Source organism: Streptomyces sp. NPDC107517, assembly GCF_055582645.1.
On the sequence record NZ_JBVJPM010000005.1, the window covers coordinates 130,951 to 145,504 of the forward strand.

General features: G+C 72.0%; 16 protein-coding genes. 7 read left to right on the top strand and 9 right to left on the bottom strand.

Annotated elements, in window-relative coordinates; translation table 11 throughout:
* Positions 1–67 precede the first annotated feature (67 nt).
* Positions 68–1,003: an NADP-dependent oxidoreductase gene (locus tag ACZ67T_RS14060; protein ID WP_469983952.1), complete on the top strand. Its 936-nt coding sequence runs from the start codon at positions 68–70 to the stop codon at positions 1,001–1,003.
* Between the two features lie 82 nt (positions 1,004–1,085).
* On the opposite strand, the gene ACZ67T_RS14065 is transcribed toward ACZ67T_RS14060, so the two are convergent.
* Genes ACZ67T_RS14065 through ACZ67T_RS14080 form a run of 4 tightly spaced genes read right to left on the bottom strand, consistent with a single transcriptional unit; the run spans position 1,086 to position 3,359 of the window.
* A complete protein-coding gene (locus ACZ67T_RS14065) occupies positions 1,086–1,445 on the bottom strand; it encodes a DUF202 domain-containing protein (RefSeq protein WP_469983954.1) in 360 nt (119 codons plus the stop codon).
* Positions 1,442–1,834: a YidH family protein gene (locus ACZ67T_RS14070; protein WP_469983956.1), complete on the bottom strand. Its 393-nt coding sequence runs from the start codon at positions 1,832–1,834 to the stop codon at positions 1,442–1,444. The genes ACZ67T_RS14065 and ACZ67T_RS14070 overlap by 4 nt, the downstream gene beginning before the upstream one ends.
* A gap of 9 nt (positions 1,835–1,843) precedes the next feature.
* Positions 1,844–2,431, bottom strand: coding sequence for an NUDIX hydrolase (locus ACZ67T_RS14075; protein ID WP_469983957.1), 588 nt, complete (start codon positions 2,429–2,431; stop codon positions 1,844–1,846).
* Positions 2,432–2,468: 37 nt separating this feature from the next.
* Complete coding sequence (locus ACZ67T_RS14080; RefSeq protein ID WP_469983959.1) at positions 2,469–3,359, bottom strand: DMT family transporter; 891 nt, start codon at positions 3,357–3,359, stop codon at positions 2,469–2,471.
* A 187-nt stretch (positions 3,360–3,546) separates the two neighbouring features.
* Here ACZ67T_RS14080 and ACZ67T_RS14085 point away from each other — a divergent pair, with 187 nt between their 5' ends.
* From ACZ67T_RS14085 to ACZ67T_RS14105, 5 genes are all read left to right on the top strand, one after another.
* Positions 3,547–5,214 carry an FAD-binding dehydrogenase gene (locus tag ACZ67T_RS14085; RefSeq protein WP_469983960.1) on the top strand — a complete coding sequence of 556 codons (1,668 nt, stop codon included), beginning with the start codon at positions 3,547–3,549 and terminating at the stop codon, positions 5,212–5,214.
* A 234-nt stretch (positions 5,215–5,448) separates the two neighbouring features.
* Complete coding sequence (locus tag ACZ67T_RS14090) at positions 5,449–6,408, top strand: hypothetical protein (RefSeq protein ID WP_469983962.1); 960 nt, start codon at positions 5,449–5,451, stop codon at positions 6,406–6,408.
* A gap of 70 nt (positions 6,409–6,478) precedes the next feature.
* Positions 6,479–8,041, top strand: coding sequence for an APC family permease (locus ACZ67T_RS14095; RefSeq protein WP_469983963.1), 1,563 nt, complete (start codon positions 6,479–6,481; stop codon positions 8,039–8,041).
* A 141-nt stretch (positions 8,042–8,182) separates the two neighbouring features.
* Positions 8,183–8,848, top strand: a complete 666-nt coding sequence (locus tag ACZ67T_RS14100; RefSeq protein WP_469984413.1) for a molybdopterin-dependent oxidoreductase — start codon at positions 8,183–8,185, stop codon at positions 8,846–8,848.
* The gene (locus ACZ67T_RS14105; protein ID WP_469983964.1) at positions 8,832–9,437 is read left to right on the top strand and encodes a cytochrome b/b6 domain-containing protein; all 606 of its coding nucleotides are present in this window, start codon (positions 8,832–8,834) and stop codon (positions 9,435–9,437) included. Before ACZ67T_RS14100 ends, ACZ67T_RS14105 begins: the two co-directional genes overlap by 17 nt.
* Positions 9,438–9,444: 7 nt before the next feature.
* Here the strand turns inward: ACZ67T_RS14105 and ACZ67T_RS14110 are convergent, their stop codons facing one another.
* The 4 genes from ACZ67T_RS14110 to ACZ67T_RS14125 are packed head-to-tail and all read right to left on the bottom strand — an operon-like array spanning position 9,445 to position 13,272.
* A complete protein-coding gene (locus tag ACZ67T_RS14110) occupies positions 9,445–10,479 on the bottom strand; it encodes an L-idonate 5-dehydrogenase (RefSeq protein ID WP_469984414.1) in 1,035 nt (344 codons plus the stop codon).
* A gap of 26 nt (positions 10,480–10,505) precedes the next feature.
* The gene (locus ACZ67T_RS14115; RefSeq protein WP_469983966.1) at positions 10,506–11,270 is read right to left on the bottom strand and encodes an SDR family oxidoreductase; all 765 of its coding nucleotides are present in this window, start codon (positions 11,268–11,270) and stop codon (positions 10,506–10,508) included.
* An 18-nt stretch (positions 11,271–11,288) separates the two neighbouring features.
* The gene (locus ACZ67T_RS14120) at positions 11,289–12,686 is read right to left on the bottom strand and encodes a GntT/GntP/DsdX family permease (RefSeq protein ID WP_469983968.1); all 1,398 of its coding nucleotides are present in this window, start codon (positions 12,684–12,686) and stop codon (positions 11,289–11,291) included.
* Positions 12,687–12,726: 40 nt separating this feature from the next.
* The gene (locus ACZ67T_RS14125) at positions 12,727–13,272 is read right to left on the bottom strand and encodes a gluconokinase (protein ID WP_469983969.1); all 546 of its coding nucleotides are present in this window, start codon (positions 13,270–13,272) and stop codon (positions 12,727–12,729) included.
* Between the two features lie 130 nt (positions 13,273–13,402).
* Between ACZ67T_RS14125 and ACZ67T_RS14130 the strand changes: the two genes are divergently transcribed.
* On the top strand, positions 13,403–14,104 hold the full coding sequence (locus tag ACZ67T_RS14130) for a FadR/GntR family transcriptional regulator (RefSeq protein ID WP_469983971.1): 702 nt from the start codon (positions 13,403–13,405) through the stop codon (positions 14,102–14,104).
* A 15-nt stretch (positions 14,105–14,119) separates the two neighbouring features.
* Here ACZ67T_RS14130 and ACZ67T_RS14135 read toward each other — a convergent pair whose 3' ends face one another.
* The gene (locus tag ACZ67T_RS14135; RefSeq protein WP_469983973.1) at positions 14,120–14,512 is read right to left on the bottom strand and encodes a YchJ family protein; all 393 of its coding nucleotides are present in this window, start codon (positions 14,510–14,512) and stop codon (positions 14,120–14,122) included.
* Between the last annotated feature and the right edge of the window lie 42 nt (positions 14,513–14,554).

Below are 14,554 nucleotides of genomic sequence, written 5' to 3' on the forward strand. Positions count from 1 at the left end.
AATGCCCGGATCATTCGGCTATGGAACCCTTGTTCTGTTCCTGTGCCTTTCGCGAGGAGTACGTCGGATGAAGGCGATCACCTACAGCGGCTACGGCGGTCCCGAGGTGCTCGAATACGGGGAGGTGCGCGACCCGAAGGTCGGGCCCGACGCCGTTTTGGTGAAGGTCAGGGCGGCGGCGGTGAACCCCGTCGACTGGAAGGCCCGCGAGGGCTACCTCGACCCCGTGCTCGACGCCGTCTTCCCCGTGATCCCCGGCTGGGACGTGTCCGGCGTCGTGGTCCAGCCCGGCTCCTCCGTGACCGAGTTCGCCACCGGCGACGAGGTGATCGGGTACGTACGCGAGGACTTCCTCTCCCGCGGGACCTGCGCCGAGTACGTCGCCGCGCCCGTGCGCACCCTGGCCCGCAAGCCCCGGAACCTCACCTACGAGGAGGCCGCCGGGCTGCCGCTCGCCGGACTCACCGCCTACCAGGTCCTGACCGGCGCTCTCGCCGTGCAGGAGGGCGACGTGGTGCTCGTCCACGCGGCGGCCGGCGGCGTCGGGTCGATCGCGGTCCAGCTGGGCCGCCACCTCGGCGCCCGCGTCATCGGCACGGCGAGCGAACGCAACCACGACTTCCTGCGCGAGTTGGGCGCCGAACCGATCACGTACGGGGACGGCCTCGCCGAGCGCGTGCGGGCGCTCGCTCCGGAGGGCGTGGACGCCGTGTTCGACACGGTGGGCGGGGAGGCCCTGAAGGTGTCCGCGGACCTGCTCGCGCCGGGCGGCCGGCTCGCGTCCATCGCGGACGCCTCGGTCGTCGACCTGGGGGGCCACTACGTCTTCGTGCGCCCCGACGCCGCCGACCTCGCGCGCCTCGCGGACCTCGCGGAACAGGACGTGGTCACGGTGCACGTCGACGAGACGTTCCCGCTGGAGCGGGCCGCCGACGCCCAGCGGCTGAACGCCGAGGGCCGTACCAGGGGCAAGGTCGTGGTCACCGTGCCGTGGACCGACTGACCGACTGACCGACCGACTGACCGACTGACCGACCGACCGACCGACCGGCTGACCGGCCGGCGGCAAGCGGCGCAGGCCGCCGTCACACCACCAGCGCCGCGGCGAACACGGCCAGCGCCACCGAGCAGGCCACCGCCACGACGGCCGCCCGCAGGGGCAGCACCGGCGGCCGGGCCTCGTGCAGCGCCAGTTCGCGGATCCGGTGGTGCGCCACCGCCAGGAACCCCAGCCACGCCAGGAAGCACAGGGCCGCGCCCACCACACCGACGGCGTCCGCGCCGCTGCTCAGTGTCGTCTTGGCGGCGAGGATCGCCGCCACGGTGCAGGACAGTGTCGTCCGCCGCCAGGCGAGCCGCGTCCGCGCCGGCTGGAGCCCCGGATCGCGCCCGGCCGTTCCTGCGTCGCCCTGTCCGTCGCAGGGCGGTTGGGACGGGCCGCTCACCCCGCCCACCCGGCCAGCACGACCACCACCATCGCGACGGCCACCAGCGCCACGACCACGCTCAACAACGCCGGGAACCGGGAGACGGGCAGGTCCTCGCCCCGCCGCATCGCCCGCTCGCAGCGCACCCAGTGGCTGACCGCGCGCAGGGCGCACAGGGCGCCCGCCCCGAGCAGCGCGAGCGCGAGCCCCGCCCGCCAGGCCCAGCGCAGGTCCGGCAGGAACTGGTCCACGGCGAACCCGCCGCCGATCAGCGCAAGCGCCGTGCGCAGCCAGGCCAGGAACGTGCGCTCGTTGGCCAGCGAGAAGCGGTAGTCGGGTGTCTCGCCGTCATCCCGCACCCGCTCGGGCGCGAACCAGAGGCGGACACTGCGTACGAATTCGATCACGGAGCGACCTTATCCGGGCGGCCCGGGCAGGCCCGCGGCACCTGCGCGGTAGGCCCGCAGGCGCTCGTAGGCGTCGAGCCCGTCCGGCACCCAGGGCCACTCGGGAAGCCGGCGCTCCAGCTCCTCGTCGGTGAGGAAACCGTGCCAGGCGACCTCCTCGGCCTGCGGGTCCACCGGCAGCTCGCAGCGCACCTCGTACAGGTACGACCACCAGGTGCGGCCCGCCCCGCCGTCGTACAGGAACTTGAACAGCGGCTCGGGGCGCGGCAGCCCGGACACACCGAGTTCCTCCTCCGCCTCGCGCAGTGCGGCGTCGTCGTAGGACTCGCCGGCGCCCACGACGCCGCCGACGAACATGTCGTAGAGCGACGGGAACACCAGCTTCGTCGGGGTGCGGCGGTGCACGAAGATCCGGCCGGCGGAGTCCCTGGCCTGGATGAACACGCACCGGTGGCGCAGTCCGCGTGCGTAGGCCTCGCCACGCGGGGCCTGCCCGACCACCCGGTCGTGCTCGTCGACGATGTCGAGCACCTCCGCCGCCGGATCCGGGGCGGCAGCGGCTTCAGCGGCGTTCGTGGGATCGGTGGGAGGGGTCATGCGGCCATGACATCAGAAGCCGGGAGACCCCGGCAGCTCAGACCCCGACCCCCGCCCGGTCCCCCTCCCGAGGGCCCGCGGTCGGCATCGCCGGATGCATCCCGAGCAGCACGATCCCCGAAACGATCGCCGTGAGCCCGGTGGCCTGCCAGGCGAGCGCTCCGGCGTCCGTGCGCAGTTGGTCGCCCATGAAGCCGACCCCGCACGCGATGCCCGCAAGCGGCTGCGCCGCCGTCAGCGCGGGCAGCGACATCCGCAGGGGCGCCATCTCGAAGGCGCTCTGCACCAGGATCAGGCCCGTGACGCCCAGCACCAGGACCCCGTACGGCTGCCAGCTGGTGAACAACCCGGCCCAGCCGCCCGACGAGAACAGCTGGCCGCTCATCCGCGTCAGCGCGTCCTGCACCCCGTAGAGGAGCCCGGCGGCCACGCCCAGCAGGACCGGGGCCGCGCTCATCCGTGACTTCTTCGCGTACGCCGTGAGCAGCAGCGCGCCGCCCACCATCACGCCGATGATCAGCCAGCGCCGCAGCGGGTCGGTGACCGCGTCCCCGGCGCGTGGCTCGCCCGCCACGATGAAGGCCGTCACCCCGCCAGCGAGCAGGGCCAGGCCCGCCCAGCCCTGTTTGCCCAGCGGCTGGCGGGTCTGGTGGCGCGAGAGGGCGAGCGCGAACAGGAGGTTGGTCGCGAGCAGCGGCTCGACGAGGGAGATCTCCCCGTTGCCCAGCGCGATCGCGCCGAGCACCATGCCGCACACCATGAAACCTATGCCGCCCAGCCAGCGGGGCACCCGAACGAGGTCGAGGAGCAGGCGCGGCGACAGGAAGTCGCTCAGCGGGGCGTGCTGCGCCGCGTTCTGCTGGAGCACGAATCCGATGCCTAGACAGAAGGCCGCGGAGACGGCGAGGACGAGTACGAGAACCGACACGCTGCGCACCTCGAGAAATGCAGGTATCAAGATCGGCCGTGGGTGGGTCGTTGCACGGGTGTATGGCCGACGATAGCGCCCCACGGCAGCGGCTGCCCCGCGAGTGACCCGGTCGGCGAGGTTGACGCCGCCGACCCCCGTGCCCAAGATCTGACCCACCGGTAACTTTCGAGAGGGACGGACCCCAATGACGACGTACGACGCGGACGTGATCGTGATCGGGGCGGGCCTCGCCGGGCTCGCCGCGGTGGCGGAACTCGTGGACGCGGGCCGCAAGGTGATCCTGCTGGACCAGGAACCGGAGCAGTCCATCGGCGGTCAGGCGCACTGGTCCTTCGGTGGTCTCTTCTTCGTCGACTCGCCCGAGCAGCGCCGCCTGCGGATCAAGGACAGCCACGCGCTCGCCCTCCAGGACTGGATGGGCACCGCCGGCTTCGACCGTGCCGAGGACCACTGGCCGCGCAAGTGGGCCGAGGCGTACGTCGACTTCGCCGCGGGCGAGAAGCGGTCCTGGCTGCACCAGCAGGGCGTCCGGTTCTTCCCCGTGGTCGGCTGGGCGGAGCGCGGCGGCTACGACGCCAACGGGCACGGGAACTCGGTGCCGCGCTTCCACATCACCTGGGGGACCGGCCCCGGCCTCGTCGCCCCCTTCGAGCGCCGTGTCAGGGAGGGCGTGGCGCGCGGTCTCGTACAGCTGAAGTTCCGGCACCGGGTGACCGGCCTGTCGCGCAGCGCCGGCGCCGTCGACACCGTCAGCGGCGAGATCCTCGAACCGTCGTCCATCGAGCGCGGCCAGGGCAGCAGCCGTACGGTCACGGGCTCCTTCGAACTCAGGGCGCAGGCGGTGATCGTCACCTCCGGCGGCATCGGCGGAAACCACGACCTGGTCCGCGCCAACTGGCCCGAGCGCCTCGGCACCCCGCCCGAGAAGATGCTCTCCGGCGTGCCCGCGCACGTCGACGGCCTGATGCTCGGGATAACGGAGGAGGCGGGCGCGCACCTCATCAACCGCGACCGCATGTGGCACTACACCGAGGGCATCGAGAACTGGAACCCCATCTGGGACAAGCACGGCATCCGCATCCTGCCGGGCCCGTCCTCGCTCTGGCTCGACGCGCGCGGCGAGCGCCTGCCCGTGCCGCTCTTCCCCGGCTTCGACACCCTCGGCACCCTCGACCACATCATGAAGACCGGGTACGGCTACACGTGGTTCGTGCTCAACCAGCGCATCATCGGCAAGGAGTTCACCCTCAGCGGCTCCGAGCAGAACCCCGACCTCACCGGGAAGTCCGTGCGCGGCGTCATCGACCGGGCCCGCGCCGACGTCCCGGCGCCCGTCAAGGCCTTCATGGACAACGGCGCCGACTTCGTCATCGAGAAGGACCTCCCCGCCCTCGTGCGCGGCATGAACGCCCTTGCCGAGAAGTCGTCGGGTCCGCTGATCGACGAGGCCGCGCTGCGCCGCACCCTCGTCGCCCGCGACCGCGAGATCGTCAACCCCTTCACCAAGGACCTCCAGGTGACCGCCATCCGCGGCACCCGCAAGTTCCTCGGCGACCGCCTCATCCGCACCGCGGCCCCGCACCGCATCCTCGACCCGAAGGCGGGCCCGCTGGTCGCCGTGCGCCTCAACATCCTCACCCGCAAGTCGCTCGGCGGGCTGGAGACCGACCTGTCCTCGCGCGTCCTGACCGACGGCGGTGAGCCCCTGCCGGGCGTGTACGCGGCGGGGGAGGCGGCCGGGTTCGGCGGCGGGGGCGTGCACGGCTACCGCTCCCTCGAGGGGACCTTCCTCGGCGGCTGCCTCTTCTCGGGCCGCACGGCGGGCCGCGCCGCGGCCGCCGCCACCGGCTGAATCTCGCCTTGACAGTGCCCCGCACGCTTCTTTGCGGTCCGGGGTGCTGTCTCGTGTCACCCGCTCAACAGCCCAGGTGGGAAAGGGAATTGACGGATCGCGAGGGCGAACTCGGAGGATTGTGAAACGAGTTGGTGAAGGTCGTCCTTGGTCTGCCCTTGACTCGGAGTGCCCCGTACCGCTTTGCTGTGCGTGATCACCTCAAGTATGCCGCGTCGTAGAGGACTTCCTGCGGTGCCCCCACCCCCGCCCCCACTCGGGCGTGCCCGCAAGCGGGCCGCTGCCCCGTTCGACTCCGCGCTCGACGACGGCGGCCTCGTGACCGCCCGCGCGGCCCTCGCTCAGGGGCGCTGGACCGAGGTCAGGGAACTGATCTCGGCCACCGGCGACGACTGGGACCGCCGCGGCCATCGCCTCGTCGTCCTCGCCGAGGAACCCACGACCACCGCCTGGGTCAGGGACTGGCGGCTCGCCGAACCCGAGTCGGCCGACGCCGCCGTCCTGCTCGCCCTCGCCGCCGTGCAGCGCGCCCGTATCGGCAAGTCACGGCCCGAAAAGGCCCGCGACGCCTGCCGCGCCGCCGCCGCCCTCGCGCCCGACGACCCCAGCCCCTGGCTCGGACTCCTGCTCCTGGAACGGGACATGGGCCGCGAGGAGGACGTCGTCCGCCTCTTCGACGAGATCCGCCACCGCCACCCCGAGCACCACCACGCCCACCACCTGATGGTCGCCAGGCTCGCCGAACGCCGCCCCGACGCGGGCCAGGACCCGCTCCACGAGGTCTACGACTTCGCGTCCTGGGCCGCCGAACAGGCCGGACCCGGATCACCGCTGGCCGTCCTCCCCGTCGTCGCGCACGCCGAGCGCTACCGCGTCCTCGCCGCCGCCGGCAGTGAACCGCCCGACCCCGAGGCGTCCGGACACTGGACGGGCCGCCGCGCCCGCCTCGTGATGAAGGCCGCCTTCGACTGGTGGCTCGAATGGGGATCTCCGGAGCGCCCCGCTCATCCGCGCGGCCGTGTCGACCTCAACTTCCTCGCCCACGCCAAGTCCTGCGAGGGCAGGCCCGCGGAGGCCGCCGCCCTGTTCCACCGCATCGGCCGGCACGCCACCGCGGCCCCCTGGTCGTACCCGGACCGGGATCCGCACGAAGCGTTCAGCGCCGCGCGCCGCGCCGCGCTCGGCACGGCCTAGGACGACGCCCCCAGGTATCCCAGACACCCGCACCAGCAGCGCTCATCCACAGGGAAGGGACAACCCCGCCATGACGACGGGCAGTTCGAGCACGAGCGACACGGCAGCACCCCCCGCGTCCGACGCGGGGATCAACACCTTCAAGGGACAGGAGAGCGCTCTGCGCGCCGGCCGCCTCGGCACGGCGGGCCTGCTGCTCTCCGTGCTGGCCGCGACGGGCCCGCTCATGGTGGTCGCCGGCGTCATGCCCACCACGTTCGCCGTGATGGGCGTCGTCGGGCAGCCGCTGCTCTTCCTCATCCTGGGCGTCGTCCTCGCCCTGTTCAGCGTCGGGTACGCCGAGATGAGCCGGCACGTCCACAACGCCGGTGCCTTCTACGCGTACATATCCCGCGGCCTCGGCCCGACCGCCGGTGCGGGCGCCGCCCTGGTCGCGCTCGTCGCCTACAGCGTCCTCCAGGTCGGCATCTACGGGATGTTCGGCTTCGAGGTGTCCAACCTCCTCGCCACCTACCTCGACCTCAGCATCGCCTGGTGGATCCCGGCGCTGGTGGCCGTGCTCGCCGTCGGCGCGCTCGCCCTGCTGAAGATCGACGTGAACGCGCGCGTGCTCGGCGTACTCCTGCTCGTGGAGGTCGCGCTCGTCGTCGTCTTCGACATCGCGGCGATCGGCGACCCGGCCAAGGAGGGCCTGTCGCTGCACGCCTTCAACCCGGACACCCTCACCGGCGCGGGCGTGGGCACCGCCCTGTGCTTCTGCATAGCCGCCTTCACCGGCTTCGAGCAGGCGCCCGTGTACGCGGAGGAGACCAGCCGCCCGCACATCCTCGTGCCGCGGGTGATGTTCATGGCGGTCGGCTTCGTCGCCGTCTTCTTCGCCATCAGCTCCTGGGCGCTCACCGTCGCCGCGGGACCCTCCGCGATCATTCCGACCGCGCAGAAGCAGAGCGCGGGCCTGATGTTCTTCCTGACGGAGAGCAGGCTCGGCGGCACGTTCACGGACATCGTCCATGTCCTGTTCGTCACCGGCATGTTCGCGGCGCTCCTCAGCTTCCACAACGTCGTCTCGCGCTACGCCTTCGCCATGGGCCGCGAAGGACTGCTGCCCGCCGCCTTCGGCCGCACCAACAGCTCCAGCGGCGCGCCCGGCACGGGCTCCCTGCTCCAGACCGCCCTCTCCCTGGTCATCGTCGTGGCCTTCGCGGTCACCGACGACGGCAAGGCGGGCGACCCGACGGCGCCCGTGCTCAAGCTCTTCACCTGGGGCGGCAACGTCGGCGCGCTCGGCATCATCCTGCTGATGGCCACCGCCTCGCTGGCCGTGATCGTCTTCTTCGTCCGGCGCGGCGCCGCCGGCGCTCAGATCTGGCGCCTGATCGCGTCGGGGATCGCCGGGATCGCGCTGCTCGTCATCGCCTTCTACACGGTCAAGGACTTCGACGTCCTCGTCGGCTCGGGCCCCGGCTCCTCCCTCAACTGGGTGCTGCCGGGCATCATCGCGCTGGCCGCCGTCATCGGCTTCGTCCACGGCGTCGTCCTGCGCGGCAGGAACCCCGAGGCGCACGCCAGGATCGGTCTCGGCAACGAGGCGTTCCAGCTGGAGAAGGCGGCCGGCGTGCCCGCCCAGAAGTGACAGAACGCTGACGAACACCCGTGGCCACTGGTCACCGGCGGCCACGGGTGCTCGAATCGGTGTGTGAACCCGGAAGAACCCGTACCGCCCGAGCGGGACGAGCCGCGGGGCGGGCCCGTCGGCCGCCGTCTCGTCCTCGGCATGCTCGGACTCGGCGCCCTCGGCGTCGCCGCCGCGCCCACCCTTCAGCGCGGCCTCGAATCCTTCCTCGGCAGCGCCGCGGACAAGGACCCCACCGGCCTGACGGACCTTCTGCCGAACGGCGGCGGCTTCCGCTACTACTCGGTCGCCTCCTCCGTCCCGCACAGATCGGCCGCCGACTACCGCCTCACCGTCGACGGCCTCGTCGACCGGCCCACCACCTACACGCTCCCCGCGCTGCGGGCACTCCCGCAGACCCGCCTCGTGCGCGACGTCCAGTGCGTCACCGGGTGGCGCGTGCCGGAAACCCCCTTCGAGGGCGTACGCCTCTCCACCATCCTCGACGCGGCCGGGGTCCGGCCGTCCGCCAAGGCGCTGCGGCTGACCTGCTTCGACGGCGCGTACAGCGAGAGCCTCACGCTGTCCCAGGCCCGCCGCGCCGACGTGCTCGTCGCGCTGCGGATGCAGGACAAGCCCCTCGGCCACTCCCACGGCGGGCCGGTCCGCCTCTACGTCGGCCCCATGTACTTCTACAAGTCGGCGAAATGGCTGTCCGGCATCACGGTCACCGACCGCGTCGAACCCGGCTACTGGGAAGAGCGCGGCTACGACGTGGACGCGTGGGTCGGCCGCTCGAACGGACGCGACGATGAACCCACCCAGTGAACCGACGGCGCGCGTAAGGCGCTTCACCCGCTCCGAGACCTGGGTCCACCGGTCCACGGCGGCCCTCATGGGCGTGTGCGTCGTGACGGCGGCCTGCCTGTACGTGCCCCAGTTCGCGGAGCTCGTCGGCCGCCGAGAACTCGTGGTCAGGCTCCACGAGTGGTCCGGTCTCCTGCTGCCCGCGCCCTACCTCGCCGGCCTCGCGTCCCGTGCCTTCCGCGCCGACCTGCGCCGCCTGAACCGCTTCGTCCCGCACGACCGGACCTGGCTGCGCTCCGCCCTGCGTCGTTCGGGCCCGAGGCCCGCGGGCAAGTTCAACGCGGGCCAGAAGCTGTACGCGGGCTGGCTCGGGGGAGCGGTCCTGGTGATGCTCGGCACCGGCCTGCTCATGTGGTTCACCTACATCGCGCCCCTGACCTGGCGCACGGGCAGCACGTTCGTGCACGACTGGCTGTCCCTCGCCCTCGGCATCGTGGTCGCCGGGCACATCGCGAAGGCGTGGGCGGATCCCGAGGCGCGGCTCGGGATGCGGACCGGGTTCGTGGGGAGGGAGTGGGCCGAGCGCGAGCACGGCGAGTGGCTGCCGTGACGGCGCCCTATGGCGCGTCCGCGCCGAAGTCCAGGAGGACCTTGCACGCCCGCGAGCGGTCCGCGGCCAGCGCGAACGCCGACTCCGCCTCGGCCACCGGGACCACCGCGCTGATCAGCTCCGCCGGCCCCGGCCGCTCGGCGAGCAGGCGCAGCGCGTCGTCGAACTCCGTGTCGAAGCGGAACGCCCCGCGCAGCTCGATCTCCCGGCTGACCACGAGGTTCCCCGCGAAGGGGCTCTGCCCCGGTGGCAGCATCCCGAGCTGTACGACCACACCGCCGCGCCGCACATGGCGCAGGCAGCTGTCGAGCCCGGCGGCCACGCCCGAAGCCTCGACGGCCGCGTGGGCCTCGTCGGGCCAGCCCTTGTCGGCGGGGTCGTCCGCGCGTACGAGGGTGTCGGCGCCGGCGAGTTCCGCGTACCGGAGAGCTTCCGGGAGGAGGTCGGTGGCGGTCACATGGGCCGCCCCGGCCGCCTTGGCCGCCGCGACGACGAGGCAGCCGATGGGGCCCGCGCCGGTCACGAGCACGTGCTTGCCCGCGACCGGTCCCGCCCGGCGCACCGCGTGCAGCGCCACCGCGAGGGGCTCGGCGAGGGCGGCGCGGTCGAGCGGAAGCCCGGCCGGTACGGCCCTCAACTGGTCGGCGGGGACGGCGATCCGTGCGGCGAATCCGCCCTGGACGTGCGGGGTGCGGGCCGCGCTGCCGAGGTAGCGGGTGTCGCGGCACACATGGCGCCGCCCGTCCACGCACTCGGGGCAGGTCCCGCAGGGGGTGGCGGGGTGCACGGCGACGGCCGTGCCGGGCGCGGGGCCGGTGGCACCCTCCCCGTACGACATGACCGTGCCCACGACCTCGTGGCCGAGCAGCATGGGTTCCTGGAGCCGGAAGTCTCCGACGCCGCCGTGGCGCCAGTAGTGCAGGTCAGAGCCGCACACCCCGCCGTAGCGGACGGCGACGAGCGCCTGGCCCGGGCCGGGTTCGGGGGAGGGGAGTTCGTCGACGCGCAGATCTCCCGCGCCATGGATCACGCAGCCCAGCATCAGGTCTCCTCCAGCCATGAGGTCTTCTAGAGAACGCTCGTCATGCCGCCGTCGACGTAGAGGATCTGCCCGCTGACGAAGTCGGACGCGGGGGAGGCCAGGAACAGGGTGCCGCCGACGAGGTCGTCGGTGCGGCCCCAGCGGCCGGCCGGGGTCCTGCGGCGGACCCAGGCGCTGAACTCCTCGTCGCGGACGAGCGGTTCGGTCAGTTCGGTCTCGATGTAGCCGGGGCCGAGCCCGTTGACCTGGACCCCGGAAGGGCCCCAGTCGGCGCACATGCCCTTGGTGAGCATCTTCAGGGCGCCCTTGGTGGCGGCGTAGGGCGCGATGCCGGGCCGCACGACCTCGCTCTGCAGCGAGCAGATGTTGATGATCTTTCCGTGGCCGCGTTCGACCATGCCGCGGGCCGCCTCACGGCCCACCAGGAACGCGCTCGTCAGATTGGTGTCGAGCACCCGGTGCCAGTCGGCGTCGGTGAACTCCAGGAGCGGGGCGCGCAGTTGCATGCCCGCGTTGTTGACGAGGATGTCGAGCGGACCCACCCGCTCCTCGACCCCGGCGACTCCGGCGGCCACGGACGGTCCGTCCGTGACGTCGAACGCCGCGGTGTGGACCGGGCCGAGCCCGGACAGCCGCTCGGCCGCGTCCGCGAGGGCGGACTCGTCGCGTCCGTTGAGGACGACGGTCGCGCCGGCCTCCAGGAGGCCGCGGGCCAGGGCGAACCCGATCCCGCGGCTGGAACCGGTCACCAGGGCCGTGCGGCCGCTGATGTCGAAGAGGGGGTGGGTCATGGCTCGGTGTTCCCGTCGCTAGATGACCAGGGACAGCAGCAGGACCAGGCCACCGGCGACGACCGAGATGATCGTCTCCATGACGGACCAGGTCTTGATGGTCTGCCCGACGTTCAGGCCGAAGTACTCCTTCACCAGCCAGAAGCCCGCGTCGTTCACGTGGCTGAAGAAGAGCGAGCCGGCGCCGATCGCGAGGACCAGCAGGGCCGTGTGCGCGGTGGACATGTCGGCCGCGAGCGGTGCCACGAGGCCGGCCGCCGAGATGGTCGCGACGGTCGCGGAGCCGGTGGCGAGACGTATGACGACCGCGATCAGCCAGGCGAGCAGCAGGGCCGGGATCGACCAGTCCTTGGAGATGTCGAGGACCATCTGGCCCACACCGGAGTCGATGAGGGTCTGCTTGAAGCCGCCGCCCGCGCCGACGATGAGGAGGACGCCCGCGATCGGGGCGAGCGACTTCTCGACGGTGGAGGACAGCCGGTCCTTGGTGAACCCGGCCGCGCGGCCCAGGGTGAACATGCCGACGATCACGGCGGCGAGCAGGGCGATCAGCGGCGAACCGATGACGTCGAAGACGCGCTGGACGGTGTGCTCGGGCTTGTCCACCACGATGTCGACGAGCGCCTTGGCGAGCATCAGGACGACGGGGAGCAGGATCGTGGCGACGGCCGCGCGGAAGCTCGGACGCTTCTCCAGGTCGTCGGTGGCCCGCGCCGGGGTCATCTTGTCCGGGGCCTGGACGTCCACCCAGCGCGCGGCGAACTTCGAGAACACGGGACCCGCGATGATCACCGTCGGGATGGCGATGAGCACACCCAGGGCGAGCGTGACGCCGAGGTTGGCGCCGACGGCGTCGATCGCGACGAGCGGGCCGGGGTGCGGCGGGATCAGGCCGTGCATGACCGACAGGCCGGCGAGGGCCGGGATGCCGATGCGCATCAGCGAGTAGTTGCCGCGCTTGGCGACCATCAGGACGACCGGGATCAGCAGCACGATGCCGACCTCGAAGAACAGCGGCAGACCGATCACCGAGGCGATCAGGACCATCGCCCACGGCATGGCGCGCCCGCCCGCCTTGGCGAGGATCGTGTCGACGATCTGGTCGGCGCCGCCGGAGTCGGCGAGCAGCTTGCCCAGGATCGCGCCGAGCGCGATCAGCACACCCACACCGGCCACCGTGGAACCAAGGCCCGTGGTGAAGCTGACGATGGTCTTGTCGAGGGGGGCGCCCGCGAAGGCTCCCAGGGCCAGAGAACCGATGGTCAGCGCCAGGAAGGCGTGGACCCGGAACTTCGTGATGAGCAGAACGATGACAGCGATGCCCGCGAGGACGGCGATCCCCAGCTGGGCGTGGCCCGCCGAGGTGATCGGTTCGACGGCATCCGCTGCCAGCGTCTCGACGCTGAGACTGGTCACGGCTTCTTCCTTGGTGTGGGTGGGGACTTCTGGAACTGCTTCAGCGCCGGGCGCTGGGGGACGAGGACTGGCTCTCGAGGTCGGCGAGGGCCGCGACGGCCCGCTCCGTGATCTCCTCGGGGCTGCCCGACACATCGACGTCGACGCCCGCCTCGTCCGCCGCGAGCGGCTGGAGCGTGGCGAACTGCGAGTCCAGCAGGGCCGTGGGCATGAAGTGGCCCTGGCGGTGCGACATCCGGTCCTCGATGAGGGCACGGTCACCGGTGAGGTGGACGAACACGACTCCGGGGGCCTCGGCCCTGAGCCGGTCGCGATAGCTCCGCTTGAGGGCGGAGCTGCTGACGACACCGCCGAGTCCCGCCCGTCCGTGCGCCCAGGTGCCGATGGCGTCGAGCCACGGCCACCGGTCGTCGTCGGTCAGGGGGGTGCCGGCCGACATCTTGGCGATGTTCGCCGGCGGGTGGAAGTCGTCGCCCTCGGCGTACGGGACGCCAAGCTTGTCTGCGAGCAGGGGGCCGATCGTGGTCTTGCCGGTCCCTGCCACGCCCATGACTACGACGACGTGGGGGGTGCGTCGTGCGTTCATCGCGTCCTCGCTGTCTTCTTCGACATCGCTGTGTCACGCCACTGAAACCTAAATGGTCGGACAAATTCAAGAGACTGTGACATAAAAGTCTGACTTTTTATTCCTCAGGTCCGCCTCGTACGCTGACGTCATGACCACACAGGGCCGGGGGCTGCACGCCCACGTACTGGAGAACCTCGGCCCCGCCATCACCGCCGGGGAGTACCCACCGGGCAGCGTGCTGCGCACGGACGAGCTGGCCCAGCGGTACGAGGTGTCACGTTCGGTCATGCGGGAGGCCGTACGGGTGCTCGAATCGATGCACCTCGTGGAGTCCCGGCGCCGGGTCGGTGTGACCGTCCGGCCCACGGAGGAGTGGAACGTCTACGACCCGCAGGTCATCCGCTGGCGGCTGGCCGGCGCGGACCGGCCGCGGCAGCTGCGCTCCCTCACGGTGCTGCGTTCCGCGGTCGAGCCGGTCGCGGCCGGGCTCGCCGCAACCCACGCCACGGCAGAGCAGTGCGCGGCGCTCACCGAGTGCGCGCTCGGCATGGTCGCCACGTCACGCGGCCAGCAGCTGGAGGCGTACCTCGTCCACGACATCGAGTTCCACCGGGTCGTCCTGAACGCGTCGGGCAACGAGATGTTCGCCCGGCTCGGCGACGTGGTCGCGGAGGTCCTCGCGGGCCGCACGCACCACCAGGTGATGTTCGAGGACCCGGACCCGGCGGCCGTGTCCCTCCATGTGCACGTCGCCGAGGCCGTCCGCGAGGGGGACGCGATCCGCGCGGAGGCACTCACGCGCGAGATCGCGGTGGGCGCGCTCGAGGAACTGGACATCCTCGCGCCCTGATCGCAGGGCCGGGCCCTACTCGATGAAGTCGCCGTCCACATACACCCAGGCGCCGTCGAGCCGTATGAACCTGCTCCGCTCGTGCAGCGAGCCGGGACGCCCGCCGTCGGTGAAGCGGGCCCGGAACGTCACGGTGCCGGTGGTGTGGAACGCCGACCCCTCGGTCGTCCCCAGGATCTCCAGGCCGGTCCATTTCATTCCGGGCTCGAAGGTGAGGGTCGCGGGCCGGGTGGCCGGGTGCCAGGTACGCAGCAGATACGCGGCGTCCTTGACGGTGAAGGCGCAGTAGCGGGAGCGCATCAGGGCCTCGGCGGTGGGCGCGTTCGCCCGTCCGGAGTGGTAGCGGCCGCAGCAGGCGTCGTACGGGGAGGGGAGCCCGCAGGGGCAGGTGGGGGCGGGGCGTGACATGCGGACGATTCAACCAGCTCCGCCGCCGGGCGCCCGGCCCCC

Coding starts and splice junctions, on each gene's coding strand:
- ACZ67T_RS14060 (WP_469983952.1), top strand. CDS start 68: ATGAAGGCGATCACCTACAGCGGCTACGGCGGTCCCGAGGTGCTCGAA.
- ACZ67T_RS14075 (WP_469983957.1), bottom strand. CDS start 2,431: ATGACCCCTCCCACCGATCCCACGAACGCCGCTGAAGCCGCTGCCGCC.
- ACZ67T_RS14085 (WP_469983960.1), top strand. CDS start 3,547: ATGACGACGTACGACGCGGACGTGATCGTGATCGGGGCGGGCCTCGCC.
- ACZ67T_RS14095 (WP_469983963.1), top strand. CDS start 6,479: ATGACGACGGGCAGTTCGAGCACGAGCGACACGGCAGCACCCCCCGCG.
- ACZ67T_RS14100 (WP_469984413.1), top strand. CDS start 8,183: ATGCTCGGACTCGGCGCCCTCGGCGTCGCCGCCGCGCCCACCCTTCAG.
- ACZ67T_RS14105 (WP_469983964.1), top strand. CDS start 8,832: ATGAACCCACCCAGTGAACCGACGGCGCGCGTAAGGCGCTTCACCCGC.
- ACZ67T_RS14110 (WP_469984414.1), bottom strand. CDS start 10,479: ATGCTGGGCTGCGTGATCCATGGCGCGGGAGATCTGCGCGTCGACGAA.
- ACZ67T_RS14115 (WP_469983966.1), bottom strand. CDS start 11,270: ATGACCCACCCCCTCTTCGACATCAGCGGCCGCACGGCCCTGGTGACC.
- ACZ67T_RS14125 (WP_469983969.1), bottom strand. CDS start 13,272: ATGAACGCACGACGCACCCCCCACGTCGTCGTAGTCATGGGCGTGGCA.
- ACZ67T_RS14130 (WP_469983971.1), top strand. CDS start 13,403: ATGACCACACAGGGCCGGGGGCTGCACGCCCACGTACTGGAGAACCTC.
- ACZ67T_RS14135 (WP_469983973.1), bottom strand. CDS start 14,512: ATGTCACGCCCCGCCCCCACCTGCCCCTGCGGGCTCCCCTCCCCGTAC.